The sequence below is a fragment of the Acinetobacter zhairuonensis genome, assembly GCF_022601715.1.
Lineage (GTDB): Bacteria > Pseudomonadota > Gammaproteobacteria > Pseudomonadales > Moraxellaceae > Acinetobacter.
Genome location: NZ_JAKVIM010000013.1, coordinates 95,450 through 109,093, shown reverse-complemented (window position 1 = coordinate 109,093; position 13,644 = coordinate 95,450). Strand labels below are relative to the sequence as shown.

Below are 13,644 nucleotides of genomic sequence, written 5' to 3'. Positions count from 1 at the left end.
GGCGCAGCGGACGGGGCTCGAACCCGCGACCCCCGGCGTGACAGGCCGGTATTCTAACCAACTGAACTACCGCTGCACTTACACAAAGTCACTAATGTGGTACAAACAATATTAAAAATCTTAAGTGGCGCAGCGGACGGGGCTCGAACCCGCGACCCCCGGCGTGACAGGCCGGTATTCTAACCAACTGAACTACCGCTGCACTTACACAAAGTCACTAATGTGGTACAAACAATATTAAAAATCTTAAGTGGCGCAGCGGACGGGGCTCGAACCCGCGACCCCCGGCGTGACAGGCCGGTATTCTAACCAACTGAACTACCGCTGCACGTAAGATCTTTAACGTAAAGGCTTGGTGGGCGCTGACGGGATCGAACCGCCGACATTCTGCTTGTAAGGCAGACGCTCTACCAACTGAGCTAAGCGCCCTTAACGTCTTCATCGTTTGTGTGGTGCATTATAGAGAATCTTTACCGAGTGTCAAACGCTTTTCTCACAGTTTTCATGATTTTATGTTTGAGTGATTAAAAAATAAGTGTTTTGCTGTAAAAACAAGCATATTCTGCAATTTATTTAGAAAAACTGCTTAAAATTCACTCTCACCTAAACTTCATCTTCAATACTAAAATCAGAAATTCGAGTATTTCTGCTTAAGATCAACTCCACTACTCTATTTTTTTAAACTAAGGACTGAATTAACTTAAATTTAAATGCTGCTCTGAAATGTAAACCAAAGCATTTTCTGGAATTAGCTCAAACAACTCAATTACATCTTGATTGCGCATCCGAATACAACCATGTGACATTGGAATGCCCATAGGTTCGCTATCTGGTGTACCGTGAATATAGATATAACGATTGAAAGTGTCACAGCCCTCCCCCTGATTAAATTGGGGTTCTAAACCGGACAACCATAAAATGCGCGATAAAATCCAATCTCGTTCAGGAAATTCAGATGCAAGTTCCTGATCGTATACTTCACCAGTTTCCTTACGGGCAATAAACACTGCATTCATTGGAGCGCTTTCACCAAACTTTAGCGCCACTTGATGCCAGCCACGTGGGGTCTTACCACTATTCTCTTGCTCACCTATGCCATTTTTTCCAGATGAAATCACATAAAATTTATTGTGCTTAGGCAGTTGTAACGTTTGTTCTGCTAAATCGATAAGAATATCTGCTTGTTGTAATGAATATTGCATCAGAGGAACCTACATAAAAGAGCGACCCAAAATAAGCATAACTGATCGTACTCAGTTTGCTGCTGGTTCTGGGCGTAACCATAACCAAATCGCAACAATCAGCATGGTTAGATCGGTAAAGACTTTCACCGCAAAAGGTGCCGTAGTGAATAACATCATCACACCACTGATCAGCATCATCATTGAGGCTATCCATTTGGCTTTACGTGGCACTGTGCCATTTTCACGCCATGCCCGCAGTGTAGTCCCATGTTTAGGATGATTCATGAGCCAATCATCCACTTGTGGCCAGCCTTTCGATGCTGCCCATGCTGCTAAAATCAAAAATACTGTTGTTGGCATACCTGGGAGTATTGCCCCAATAAAGCCGAGGATGACAAAGAGCACCACCAAACTTCGCCAAAACACTATCTTCATCTTCAAGCCCTAATCTAGAATTGCGCTAGTATAAAATGTTTTTACACTTTATCCTTTTTAAATTCTGTAGATTGTTCTGCCATTTTGGTTTCCACTATGTTTTTGACATTACAACAAGACCATCTTTTTGAGCCATGGTTGAACTTTAAAAATCCCTTAGTACGACAACTGGCGTTTAGCCTTGCCAGTCCCAACATTCTGAAAGACTATCCAGATCAATTTCAAATTCAGCAGCCTTTTCAATTCCATGCCGAAACGGTCTGGCAACAGTATTTTCAATTATATCACTCCAGATTATTACATTTAGATCAGCATCCATATGAATTGGAAGACTTTTTAAATCAACTAAAAAGCACGCGTCTGGGACTGCGCTTTGAAATGTTTGTCTGGTTTTGGTTACGTGATTCTGACTATCATCCTTATGAATTGCTTGGACACAGCATTCAACAAATTGCTGGTGCCAGAACTTTAGGTGAACTGGATTTTTTACTCAAAAATACGGAAACCCAGCAGATTGAACATTGGGAAGTTGCACTTAAATATTATTTAGCCGAATGGGATTTTTCCTTTTCACACTGGTATGGTTTAAACCGTACCGACACCTTAAAGCGAAAACTCAATCACTTTACTCAAAAGCAATTTCAGTTTGGACAAGCGCTAGGCTACCCTATTCAGCAACGCTTTGTGATGCTCAAAGGTCAGCTTTATGTACCTCTGAATACGACCATCCAACAAATTCCCAACTGGGTTAATTTACAGCGTAGAATCGGCTTATGGGGGTATGAGTTTATACCTCAAACCTATACGCCACATCGGCTGCAACGCCATGAATGGCTATGCCCAAACCACTCTCCAAGTAGCCAAACACCACAGCTTTGGACAAATGGCTTATATTGCTATCAACAGCAAGCTGGCGAGCAAAATTTTTATATGTACCGTCATCGACCACTGCTGCAATATCCGATTTAGAAGAACAATTCGTTATTCACTATACATTCCTTAACTTTTTTATAATGAAATCATCCTACACTTTGTTTTGATTGTTTTTTAATCTAATTTCATTATTCATTCATGATAATAAACTATGGAGTTAACCATGAAAAAAGTGATTGCTATTTCCTTACTATTTTCATTTTTTCTTGCAGGTTGTAATACAGTTGCAGGTGTAGGTAAAGACGTATCTAAAGTTGGGGATGTCGTGACTGATAGCGCTGAAAAAACCGCGGATAAATTGTAATTAGCTAAAACCAATAAAAGACCTTATCAAAACGATAAGGTTTTTTTATGTCAAAACTCCCTTTATTGACTCGATTCGCCTATCATAGCCGCATATTTTTCATTTGCTTTCCCCCTATGAATCACTCCGAAACTCTTGAACTTAGCTTACAGTTGCTCCGCCAACCTTCAGTGACTCCCGTCGATCATAACTGCCAAAATATTATGGCAGAACGCTTAGAAAAAATCGGTTTTAACATTGAATCGATGCGTTTTGATGATGTTGATAATCTTTGGGCACGTAAAGGCACTGAGTCTCCTGTATTTTGTTTTGCTGGGCATACCGATGTTGTACCTACGGGTAACTTAAATGCATGGCACTCTGAGCCTTTTGTACCCGAAATTCGTGACGGTAAGCTGTATGGTCGCGGTAGTGCAGATATGAAAACTGCGCTCGCAGCGATGGTGGTTGCTTCTGAACGCTTTGTCAGCAAACATCCAAACCACAAAGGTTCAATTGCTTTTCTGATCACTTCCGATGAAGAAGGTCCTGCTATCAACGGTACGGTGAAAGTCATTGAAACCCTAGAAGCACGTCAAGAAAAAATGACATGGTGTCTTGTCGGCGAACCATCGAGTACCAACCATTTAGGCGATATCGTTAAAAATGGTCGTCGTGGTTCTTTAAATGCGGTGTTAACTGTGAAGGGTAAACAAGGTCACGTTGCCTATCCACACCTTGCGATTAACCCGATTCATATGGCGTCTAAAGCTGTTGCCGAGTTATGTGACACCATTTGGGATCAAGGTAATGAGTATTTCCCAGCTACTTCATTCCAAGTGTCTAATATTCAGGCAGGTACAGGTGCGACCAATGTTGTACCAGGCACCATGACTGTAACTTTTAACTTCCGTTATTCGACTGAAGTGACTGCTGAAGAATTAAAAACGCGTGTTCTGGAAATTCTTGATCGTCACGGTTTGTCATATGACATTCACTGGACACACTCAGGCTTGCCATTCTTAACCCCTGTGGGTGAATTGGTCAATGCGGCAAAGAATGCAATTCGTAATGTGACAGGACGTGAAACTGAATTATCTACTAGTGGTGGTACTTCAGATGGTCGCTTTATCGCTCCTACAGGCGCACAAGTCCTAGAGCTTGGTGTGTTGAATGCCAGCATCCATCAAATTGATGAACATGTGAATGTAGCTGATTTAGAGCCTTTAGCAGAAATTTATGAGCAAATTCTTGAAGGCCTACTGGCTTAAGATGATTGCAAGATAGACAATAAAAAAACCCATGTTCAACATGGGTTTTTTTGTCAAATGCTTTATGAATTAATGCCTAAACTGGCTTGAATCTGGACAACGTTTGGCACCTGAAAGGTCTGCTCTCCCATACGCACGTACTGGAACACCATCGGATCAGTGACTGTCATTTCCTCATCAACAACCTCGGAAATACGCACACGTACTGATTTAGGCATCTCATTACACATCAGGGCAAAACGCTGATCAATTTCATCCCCTTCTATCACAAGGGCAACCCCACCCTTCCTCGCAGGATCATTCACTGCATAGACAGGCAGTTTGACATCATGCCATTCTACTGATGTGACATGCGTCGGGCTATCTAATGCAGAAAGTACAATATTCTGTGGCAATAACATCGCCACTTTGCCATAGCACTGAATGATATAGGCATCGATAAATCCCGTAGAAACAGTGATGAGATGATGCAACTCTTGCTGACTAATTTGATCTAAGACCGATTTACTCGCGCTGTTTTCACTCATCCTCTTACCCCTGTTTCACTGTCAATAGGCTTTCAATGTTATTCAACAAGTCTGCCTCTTGGAATGGTTTACCCATATAGTGAGTTACACCCAAACTAAATGCACGTTCACGGTGTTTTTCACCTGTACGTGATGTAATCATGATAATTGGCAACTGCTTGTGGATCTCATGGTGACGAATCAAGTTAGTCACTTCAAAACCATCCATACGCGGCATTTCAATATCCAACAGCATTAAGTCTGGTTTAACATTTTCCAACTGCTCCATGGCATCAACACCATCTTTCGCAGTCACTACATCATAACCCTGACGCTCTAACAGACGCGAAGTCACCTTACGTACAGTCACCGAGTCATCCACAATCATGATTAAACGACGTGTAGCACTATAACGGTATGAATCGCGTTGATCATTGGCATGCTTCACTCGTTGTGTGGTTTGAATCTGACGCGCAATATTTTGCCCATCCAAAATCAGACATACTTGACCATCACCGAGAATCGTTGCGCCAGCAATTGCCCCAATAGCCGAGAACTGTTGACCAATTGGTTTCACCACAATTTGCGCACGCGAACCAATCAACTGATCGACCAACAAGGCAATGGTTTGACCACTATTGCCTTTAATTAATAACACAGGCAATGAATGCGCAATACTACCTAAACGAGGTAAAGGCTGATTCGAGACAAACTCTGACAAATAACGGAGTTTGTAACTTTCATTATCAATCTTAAAGTAGTCTTCTTTGCTGTTGAAATAACTTTCCAATGCGTTCGGAGCAATACGCACAATACGCTCAATCTGCGCCAACGGAACTGCAAATTGCTGATCCCCAGATTTCACCATCAAGGCATCGCTCACCGCGACCGTCGTTGGTACGCGAATACTAAAGCTGGTGCCTTTGCCAAAGGTAGAGTCTACAGCGACATGACCACCAAGCGCTTTAATAGCACTCTGTACCACGTCCAAACCTACACCACGACCAGAGATTTGCGTAATCTGCTGTGCGGTACTAAAACCAGGGTGGAAAATAAATTGAAGTATTTCCTGCTTTTCAAGCTGCTGATCGGCTTTCATCAAACCTAAAGAAATAGCTTTCTCTTTAATTTTCGCAACATCAATCCCTTTACCATCATCATGGAATTCAACCATAACATCCGTACCTTGACGGCTAATGTTGAGTTCAATTCTACCAACTTCAGGTTTATGGGCTAACTGACGTTGTTCAGGATCTTCAATACCATGGTCAACCGCATTCCGTAGCATATGTTCAAGCGGTGTAACTAAACGTTCTAGAATGGTACGGTCTAATTCACCTTCAGTATTGTTCACAATCAATTCTGCAGGACGATTTAGGGTGGAAGATGTTTGACGTACAATACGTTGTAAGCGTGGCAGTAAACGAGTGAATGGTACCAAACGCGTACGCATTAAGCCTTCTTGAATTTCTGCTTGAATACGTGATTGTTGTAGTAACAGACTTTCGGTATCTCGAATTTTTTCAGCTAAAGTCGTCTTGAAATCGACCAAGTCCGATGCAGATTCCGCCAAAGACTTCGACAATTGATTCAATGATGAATATTGGTCCATTTCGAGCGGGTCAAAGTCTGCATAGCGTCCGACTTCACTGCCATGTTTGGCAATAATTTGTGACTCTAACTCACCTTCCATTCGACGTAACTGATCGGCTAAACGTTTAATCGCCAATTCCATTTCATTCAAGGTATTGCCTAATTGACCTAAGTCCATTTCAATACGTGAACGGTTAATCGAATTCTCACCTGATAGATCAATCATCTTTTCAATCAGATCAGCTGAAATTCGAATCATTTCATTGGATTGATCGGTTTGTCCTGAGGTCTCCCACTCACCCATCATGGCTGGTGGCTCAGTACCATCACCCTGAATAAATTCAAAGCTTGGTGCTGTAATTTGTACTTGAGCCGGTGTGTTTCGTGTTGGTAATTGAACGGTGACATCCGCATACTCAATCGCTTCCAGACTTGCCTTCAAGCTATCGAAATTGCTGTAATCATGTTCAAAAATTGCATGTCTTAACCACGCAATTGTTGTTTTCAATAATGGATCATAGACATTCGAATTGAAATGATGTACTGCAAACTGTTCAAAAGCACTTTCTAAACGATAGGAAATTGCACCTACAGCCTCAATTTCAGCCATACGTGCGCCACCTTTCAGGCTATGCGCTGCACGTTGTAATTGGAGCAATAAACTACGGTCACTACGTTGTTCAATCCACTGTTGCAGTAACGATTCCATTGTATCGAAGATTTCAGCCGCTTCTTCAAGGAATGTTTCTTCAACAATCGAGCGGACACTGTCATCTTCTTCTGAAACTACAGACTGCACAATAGATGTCGGCTCAGTCCAAGCAATAATTTCCTTTTCTTCTGCAGGCGTAATCACAGGCTGTATAGGTGGTAATACAGGTGCATCCACAGATGTTGTTGCATAAGCTGCAACATGTTCAACTGCAGGTAGCTTTTGCTCGATCACGGTTTCAGTGACTGTAGATACAGCCACACCTGCCACCAAGGCTTGAATATTATTTAGAATATCAATAGCTTCTGGTGCAGGATAATCAACGCGTTGTTCACGAATGATTTGGATACGATCCGCAATATTGTCCTGCACCAAACGAATAATCTGAATCAAAGCAGGCGATGCCTGAATTTGCTGATTGATAATTCGCTCATAAATGGTTTCTAGCTCATGCGAGATTAAACCAATATGAGTGGCTTGAATCATATTTGCACCACCCTTTAAGGTATGCAAATAACGCATCAAGTTATTGAGTGCAGCAGTGTTCGACTGATCATGACTCCATGTCTGGACGTCTTGGTCAATCCCCATGAGCAGCTCATCTGCCTCTTCAAGGAAGATATCCAGCAGATCTTCATCAAACTGACGATTAGCATCTTCAGCATCGACCAATTGAGCATCACTATGAATACGTTTAGACAGTACCGCAAAATCGACTGCGGTGCCTTTCGCACTTTCTTCAATATGAGATGACTCTTCAATCGTTGTTGAGGCTGTTTCTTCTAGCGTACTGAGTTCAGCCTCATCAAAAATCTCTAAATCTTGCTGCACAAATGCAGTTAAGTTTTGCAGAACGTGCTGTGCTTGCTCAGACAAACTGATCCGCTGCCCTGCTGCCAAAGTATCGAAAAGGTAAATAAATTCTTGATGTGCCTGAGCAAATAACTCATAGGCATAGTCGATATTCAATAACGCTGCTTTGGCTAATAGAGCTTGATAGCATTCATCTAAAGTCTGTACAAATACATGAATACCCTGCGTCGCACGATTATCGGTATGTTCAGCCAGTAACTGCGCCTTTTGACTTAACTGCTCAACGTATGCAGGGAATTCTGTTTTAGCGCGTTTTTCAAATTCGAGTTCCGCATCTAACAACAAGTCAATATCTAACTCAATTAACTGAGAGACTAAACCTTGCGGATTGGCTGTAGCATCAAAGTCCTCTTGATTAAAGCCATAATCTTCCCACACCTGATTAAAGGTTTGATCAATTTGACTAAGCTCTTCAAGTTTTCCTTGACGAAGGATATGCAAGAAATCACGCACGAATTCTGCATATTGAATTAACAATGCCGTTTCATTTGAACCAGAAACAATCTCTTCTTGTAATAATGTCTTAAACAAGTTTTCAACTTTGGAACTGGCATCAAAAATTTGCTGGATATGCGCCATCGACGAACTACCGCGCAAAGTATGCAATGCTCGAATCAGTCCATTATAATCTGGCACTTCATCCGCTTCTTGTTTTAAGAAGTGATCAATAGTCGCCAGATGCTCTTCAGCTTCTTCAATAAAGATAGAAGTCGTGACTTCTTGAAGATCATTGGATTCTTGAACAGGTTCTACTCGGGCTTCCTCTGCCACTTGATCTTCTTCAGATGCAGTGAATTCAAGTCCAGTCATTTGTTCTGGTGAATTCAGTTGATCCGCCAATAACAATAATTCTTCCAAAGCTGGCTCAAGCGTTAGCCCTTGCTGTAATTGCTGCCCCAAAAGTAGCAATGGTCGTAAATCGATTTCTGTTGCTTGAACCGATTTAAACTGAGGATACAGTTTATACTGGAAAATACGATAAACCGCTTGAGCAAATTTTTGGATCTTGCTATCTAAAGCCACTGAACCAAAAATGACACGATTTAATGTATCTTCCACCACCCACGCCAGCTCACCTGCAGATTTCGCGCCCACCATACGACCCGAACCTTTCAGTGTATGAAAGTGTCGACGAATGATCGTTAAAGTTTCTTGATCTGAGGGATTTGCTAACCATTGCACAAAAACGCTGTCTAGCTCTTCAAAAATTTCTTCAATTTCTTCTACAAAGATCTCTAGAATTTCAGCATCTTGTTCAAGATAACTATCTTCTGGAAGCGTTGTCGTATCGACTAAATTTTTTAATATTTCTTTCATAGCTTTGGCTTCTTACGTTCTTTGCCACCATAAAAGGCGCTCAAACCTGAGTGTAATCATCACGCTGGACTTTAGGCTCAAAGTCCCTCGGGTCGATGCTTAAAACTAGATCGGTATTCCGAACTAAACAAGCTCGGAATACCCTTAAATAGCTAACTTATTCAGGTAGTTTGAAGTCCGTTACAGATTCACGTAAAGATTCCGCCATGTTGGCAAGCTCAGAAACCGAACGTGCTGTGTCGAACGTTGCTGTGGTGGTCTGAGAGGTAATCTCTTGTACAACGTTCATCGTCGTTGCAATATGACCTGCAGATGCTGACTGAAGTTTTGCTGCGTCAGAAATGCTTGCAATCAGTTTCGCCAAATTACCCGATACGCTTTGAATCTCATCCAGTGCAACACCAGCGTCTTTAGATAAGTTTGCACCACGTACAACCTCAGAAGTAGTCTGTTCCATCGAAATCACTGCTTCGTTAGTATCCGTCTGAATCGTTTTCACCAGCGTTTCGATCTGCTTGGTTGCCGATGCTGAACGTTCTGCTAGACGCTGGACTTCGTCGGCAACAACTGCGAAACCACGACCTGCTTCACCTGCCATCGATGCTTGAATTGCAGCGTTTAATGCCAAGATGTTGGTTTGGTCGGCAATATCGTTAATCAACGCGACAATATTACCAATTTCCTGTGAAGATTCACCCAAACGCTTAATACGCTTTGAAGTTTCTTGAATCTGTTCACGGATGATATCCATACCTTCAATTGAACGGTTTACAACGTCTGCACCATTCGATGCAATATGTACCGAACGTTCTGCTACCGTAGCAGATTCAGATGCGTTTGCAGATACCTGGTCAATTGACATTGCCATTTCGTTAATCGCGGCAGATGCACCTGCAATTTCTTGCGCCTGATGCTCAGAAGCTTCCGCCAACTGGTTGGTAATGATCTGCGTGTTTTGCGTATAGTGTGCAACTTCCGCAGACGTTTCAGTAATACGCGATACCAACTCACGTAACTGGTCAATCGCGAAGTTAATCGAGTCAGCAATTGCGCCAGTAAAGTCTTCAGATACTGTTGCATATGAACGTAAGTCACCGTCCGCCAAGTCGGCGATTTCATCCAGTAAACGTAAAATCGCATTCTGGTTACGGTCATATTCTTCTTGTAAACGTGATACACGCACTTTATCCGCTTCACCACGGAGTACAAGTAATTTAAATACGCAGAATAAGAAGCCAATCAGTGCCAGAATTAAGCCCAATGCTGGAATTGCAATGGCCCAACCTGTACCACCAGATAACTTGTTTAAGTTAGTTAACAAGGTATCAGACTGCTCAAAAATCGAAGATGATGCTTGACGTACTTTAACAATTTGAGAAGAGTTCTTTAAGACTGTTGCTGCAGCAGATTTTAATACTTCATCATACTCAGCTTTAATCCCATCTAAAGATTCACGTAAAGCAGGTTCAGAAATCTGTTGAACCCCCAGTTCAGCACTACCATTAATTTGTGCATTCAAATATGCACCGAATGTTTCAGTATCGGCACTAAAGTCATCTGCTGAAGCACTTGAGTTGGTCGTACCCGTTAACACTGAGTTAATTGAACGTAAAATACGTTCCGCAATGAAGACCTGGTTTTTTGCAATTACAACCTGACTACTTGGCATGTTCTGACGTGCCATTTGGTCAACCATCAAGTTATATTCAGCCTGAATACCAGGAATACTTTCACTGATGGCAATGTTGGTGTCGTATAACTGGTTAATGATTTTTTGTTGTGCTGCAATTAAGTCAATGTTTTCAGAAACTTTTTTCCATTGCTCATCAACTTCACGTAATGCTTGCGTACTAGCATGAATATCATTGACTGTTTCAAGGTTTTCAGCGAATGCTTTTTGAGAATCCGTGAGTTTCTTGATAGATTCAGGTGTACCTGAAGCAGTTGCTTCAGTTGCTTGACGTGAAATCGTTTGTGATAAAAGACGTAGATCACCCAAGCTACGCGTAAATTCGTTATTACGCGGTACGCTATAGAAAAGATATAACAGAAGGAATAGGGCCAAGATGATACAAAACGCTGCACCCAAAATTAATGGTCTGGACTTTTCACTGTCACCGAATACACGTGAAAACTGTTCCGTCTGTGATTGAATTTTTGCTACTAAAGCATTACCACCCGCACGGTTGGTACTTTCACCTGCATTTTTCTTTTTTAGCTTAAAGCCCATGCAGCTTCTCCCCCGAATTTCGCCTTCATTCTTAATGAGTGTGACTATTTAATTTATAAGTTTTATAGATGCGTTCATGTATTTTGGGTTTTGCAATAAACGACTAAATAAGAAAACATGCCATTGTTGGTTATGTTGATGGAAATATCCATGGCAATATTCTTGTAAATTACTATCTAAATCATTGTGTTTAGAGAAGAAACTTTTCTTATTAAAGTGTTGAATACCCAAAACCTGATCGACGACTAAACCGACATAATGATCATGATGACTGATACATAAGACTTTTTGAGTCGGTGAATATTGGCTTCGATGTCCAGAAATATAATGTGCCAAATCTGCAACTGAAAGCAGTCTTCCGCGAATATTTGCCAATCCCATCACCCACGATTGAGTATTTGGTACTGGTGTATATTTTGGCGGATAAATTACTTCCGAAACCTCACCTAAAGGGGCAACGAAATATTGCCCCATCATTTCAAATGCAATCCCTGACCATCGGTTTACTTCATTCTCGGTCGAAACGTAGTTTTTATTACCACGTTTTGCCAAGCGAAGTAATTCGATAAATCCGTTCGCTGCCATAGTTTATCCTGCGTTGAGGTGCTGCTTGATGGTATCGATTAATAGTTGTTCATCAATAGGCTTGGTCAAATAATCACATGCACCCTGACGTTTTCCCCAAACACGGTCAGTTGCCTGATCTTTAGTACTTACAATAACCACTGGAATATGTTTTGTGGTATCGCCACGTGCAATTTGACGAGTCGCCTGAAAGCCATTTACGCCTGGCATCACCACATCCATCAACACAAGATCAGGGAGTTCAGCTTGCGCCATTGTTACCCCATCTGCACCATTTGACGCTTCAATCACTTCAAAGCCGTGCTTGCCTAAAATCTCTCTGAAACGAAATGTTTCTGTAGGCGAATCATCTACTACCAAAATACGAGCCATGCTCTTCCCCAATGCAAAACTTATGCTGTTACGTGATTACGAATTGCGTTTAAAAGTTCATCTTTACTGAATGGTTTTGTTAAATATTCATCTGAACCGACAACACGACCTTTAGCCTGGTCAAATAAGCCATCTTTACTCGATAGCATAATGACTGGAATGTTTTGATAATTTTGTGAATTCTTGATGAGTGCACAGGTTTGATAGCCATCTAGACGCGGCATCATGATATCGACAAAAACAATATCAGGATTTGCTTCAGCAATTTTTGACAATGCCTCAAAACCATCTACCGCAGTGACCACTTCACAACCTTCACGTTGTAATAATGTTTCTGCTGTACGACGAATAGTTTTTGAATCATCAATTACCATGACTTTTAGATTTTGAAATTTATCGTCCATTTAATGACCCGTCCCATTTTTAGAATGTACATACATTTGGTATATGAAGTTTTATTACAAGTTGCCAACATTTTTAACATATATTTACTTGTATTTTCAACGAACAGTTTTGAACTTATTCGACACTTTCGGCTATTTTAGCTAATAAATTCACACTTTAGTTCATTCCAATTTTTTTTTTGATGAATAGATGTTTTTTATTGTACAGATTAGTTCTAATATAACTCTATTATTACTTAAAAATAAGTAATTTAGTCAACTTTAATATCGTGTGCGGGGGATCCAATGAAAAGTCAGTTTAGTTACAAACTTGCTTTCATTGCAAATAAAGAAATGGCTTTACGCTTTATGATGATTAGCCTTTTGCTCCTCCAATCAGCCTTTACCTTTGCAGAGGAAGCTAAGGCGGTCTGGTATCGCTACTACGACAGTAAAGGTGTCGCCAATATCAGCACCAATGTGACCCCCAATCATATTCGCTATGGTTATGAGGCGCTTGACAGTAATATGCAAGTGATTAAACGCAACCGTGCTTATAACGCAGCTCTGGAAGAGAAGAAAGCACCTCAGCGAGCAGCTCAAGCTAAACAACGTGAAACTGATTTACGTTTAAAACGAGCTTATACCAGCAGTAAGGTTGCGATCACTAAAGGGAATGAGGCTTTAGCAAATATAAAAAAACAAATCTACTTTCAGCAAGATCAACTTAAACAATTACAAAATGATCGTATTTTATTCAAACGCCAAGAAATGGAGTACCTGCGTAAAGGCGAACCAGTTCCTGCCATTCTTAAAAGCAATCTGACCAATAACGCCACCAATATCAGCAATAAAAAGCAACAGATTCAATCGCTACAAAACAACTATCGTGATACGCAGGTCGAGTACGCGAATATTGTTGCGCGCTTAAAAGCCATGGAAAACTAATACGCTCAGATTAAGTAAA

The 13,644-nt window shown here is 41.3% G+C and carries 12 protein-coding genes and 4 tRNA genes; 4 read left to right on the top strand and 12 right to left on the bottom strand.

Annotation, left to right across the window (positions count from 1 at the left end):
* Nucleotides 1-2 precede the first annotated feature (2 nt).
* From MKI85_RS11725 to MKI85_RS11700, 6 genes are all read right to left on the bottom strand, one after another.
* Nucleotides 3-76: transfer RNA gene (locus MKI85_RS11725), tRNA-Asp, on the bottom strand.
* Between the two features lie 49 nt (nucleotides 77-125).
* Nucleotides 126-202 (bottom strand) — tRNA-Asp (locus MKI85_RS11720).
* A 49-nt stretch (nucleotides 203-251) separates the two neighbouring features.
* Nucleotides 252-328 (bottom strand) — tRNA-Asp (locus tag MKI85_RS11715).
* Nucleotides 329-353: 25 nt separating this feature from the next.
* Nucleotides 354-429: transfer RNA gene (locus MKI85_RS11710), tRNA-Val, on the bottom strand.
* Nucleotides 430-695: 266 nt separating this feature from the next.
* Entirely contained in the window at nucleotides 696-1,202 is a 507-nt protein-coding gene (gene elsL, locus MKI85_RS11705) for a cell wall-recycling L,D-carboxypeptidase ElsL (protein ID WP_241627908.1), read from the bottom strand.
* 51 nt (nucleotides 1,203-1,253) lie between these two features.
* Nucleotides 1,254-1,619: a YbaN family protein gene (locus tag MKI85_RS11700; protein WP_241627907.1), complete on the bottom strand. Its 366-nt coding sequence runs from the start codon at nucleotides 1,617-1,619 to the stop codon at nucleotides 1,254-1,256.
* Nucleotides 1,620-1,715: 96 nt separating this feature from the next.
* Here MKI85_RS11700 and MKI85_RS11695 point away from each other — a divergent pair, with 96 nt between their 5' ends.
* The 3 genes from MKI85_RS11695 to dapE all read left to right on the top strand — a co-directional run bounded on the left by MKI85_RS11695 (nucleotide 1,716) and on the right by dapE (nucleotide 4,106).
* A complete protein-coding gene (locus tag MKI85_RS11695; protein WP_241627906.1) occupies nucleotides 1,716-2,588 on the top strand; it encodes a DUF1853 family protein in 873 nt (290 codons plus the stop codon).
* Between the two features lie 127 nt (nucleotides 2,589-2,715).
* The gene (locus MKI85_RS11690) at nucleotides 2,716-2,856 is read left to right on the top strand and encodes an entericidin A/B family lipoprotein (RefSeq protein WP_241627905.1); all 141 of its coding nucleotides are present in this window, start codon (nucleotides 2,716-2,718) and stop codon (nucleotides 2,854-2,856) included.
* Nucleotides 2,857-2,972: 116 nt separating this feature from the next.
* Nucleotides 2,973-4,106 (top strand): succinyl-diaminopimelate desuccinylase, encoded by a 1,134-nt coding sequence (gene dapE, locus MKI85_RS11685; RefSeq protein ID WP_241627904.1) that lies wholly within the window; start codon nucleotides 2,973-2,975, stop codon nucleotides 4,104-4,106.
* A gap of 62 nt (nucleotides 4,107-4,168) precedes the next feature.
* On the opposite strand, the gene MKI85_RS11680 is transcribed toward dapE, so the two are convergent.
* The 6 genes from MKI85_RS11680 to pilG form a co-directional block, all read right to left on the bottom strand.
* Nucleotides 4,169-4,633, bottom strand: coding sequence for a hypothetical protein (locus MKI85_RS11680; RefSeq protein WP_241627903.1), 465 nt, complete (start codon nucleotides 4,631-4,633; stop codon nucleotides 4,169-4,171).
* A gap of 4 nt (nucleotides 4,634-4,637) precedes the next feature.
* Nucleotides 4,638-9,107: a hybrid sensor histidine kinase/response regulator gene (locus MKI85_RS11675; protein ID WP_241627902.1), complete on the bottom strand. Its 4,470-nt coding sequence runs from the start codon at nucleotides 9,105-9,107 to the stop codon at nucleotides 4,638-4,640.
* Nucleotides 9,108-9,264: 157 nt separating this feature from the next.
* Nucleotides 9,265-11,337 (bottom strand): methyl-accepting chemotaxis protein, encoded by a 2,073-nt coding sequence (locus MKI85_RS11670; RefSeq protein ID WP_241627901.1) that lies wholly within the window; start codon nucleotides 11,335-11,337, stop codon nucleotides 9,265-9,267.
* 48 nt (nucleotides 11,338-11,385) lie between these two features.
* A complete protein-coding gene (locus tag MKI85_RS11665) occupies nucleotides 11,386-11,922 on the bottom strand; it encodes a chemotaxis protein CheW (protein ID WP_241627900.1) in 537 nt (178 codons plus the stop codon).
* A 3-nt stretch (nucleotides 11,923-11,925) separates the two neighbouring features.
* Nucleotides 11,926-12,294: a response regulator gene (locus MKI85_RS11660; protein ID WP_241627899.1), complete on the bottom strand. Its 369-nt coding sequence runs from the start codon at nucleotides 12,292-12,294 to the stop codon at nucleotides 11,926-11,928.
* Nucleotides 12,295-12,314: 20 nt separating this feature from the next.
* The gene (gene pilG, locus MKI85_RS11655) at nucleotides 12,315-12,698 is read right to left on the bottom strand and encodes a twitching motility response regulator PilG (RefSeq protein ID WP_004723803.1); all 384 of its coding nucleotides are present in this window, start codon (nucleotides 12,696-12,698) and stop codon (nucleotides 12,315-12,317) included.
* Nucleotides 12,699-12,983: 285 nt separating this feature from the next.
* Between pilG and MKI85_RS11650 the strand changes: the two genes are divergently transcribed.
* Complete coding sequence (locus MKI85_RS11650) at nucleotides 12,984-13,625, top strand: hypothetical protein (RefSeq protein WP_241627898.1); 642 nt, start codon at nucleotides 12,984-12,986, stop codon at nucleotides 13,623-13,625.
* The last annotated feature ends 19 nt before the right edge of the window (nucleotides 13,626-13,644 follow it).

Coding starts and splice junctions, on each gene's coding strand:
- MKI85_RS11670 (WP_241627901.1), bottom strand. CDS start 11,337: ATGGGCTTTAAGCTAAAAAAGAAAAATGCAGGTGAAAGTACCAACCGT.
- MKI85_RS11700 (WP_241627907.1), bottom strand. CDS start 1,619: ATGAAGATAGTGTTTTGGCGAAGTTTGGTGGTGCTCTTTGTCATCCTC.
- MKI85_RS11650 (WP_241627898.1), top strand. CDS start 12,984: ATGAAAAGTCAGTTTAGTTACAAACTTGCTTTCATTGCAAATAAAGAA.
- elsL (WP_241627908.1), bottom strand. CDS start 1,202: ATGCAATATTCATTACAACAAGCAGATATTCTTATCGATTTAGCAGAA.
- MKI85_RS11675 (WP_241627902.1), bottom strand. CDS start 9,107: ATGAAAGAAATATTAAAAAATTTAGTCGATACGACAACGCTTCCAGAA.
- dapE (WP_241627904.1), top strand. CDS start 2,973: ATGAATCACTCCGAAACTCTTGAACTTAGCTTACAGTTGCTCCGCCAA.
- MKI85_RS11665 (WP_241627900.1), bottom strand. CDS start 11,922: ATGGCAGCGAACGGATTTATCGAATTACTTCGCTTGGCAAAACGTGGT.
- pilG (WP_004723803.1), bottom strand. CDS start 12,698: ATGGACGATAAATTTCAAAATCTAAAAGTCATGGTAATTGATGATTCA.
- MKI85_RS11680 (WP_241627903.1), bottom strand. CDS start 4,633: ATGAGTGAAAACAGCGCGAGTAAATCGGTCTTAGATCAAATTAGTCAG.
- MKI85_RS11660 (WP_241627899.1), bottom strand. CDS start 12,294: ATGGCTCGTATTTTGGTAGTAGATGATTCGCCTACAGAAACATTTCGT.
- MKI85_RS11695 (WP_241627906.1), top strand. CDS start 1,716: ATGTTTTTGACATTACAACAAGACCATCTTTTTGAGCCATGGTTGAAC.
- MKI85_RS11690 (WP_241627905.1), top strand. CDS start 2,716: ATGAAAAAAGTGATTGCTATTTCCTTACTATTTTCATTTTTTCTTGCA.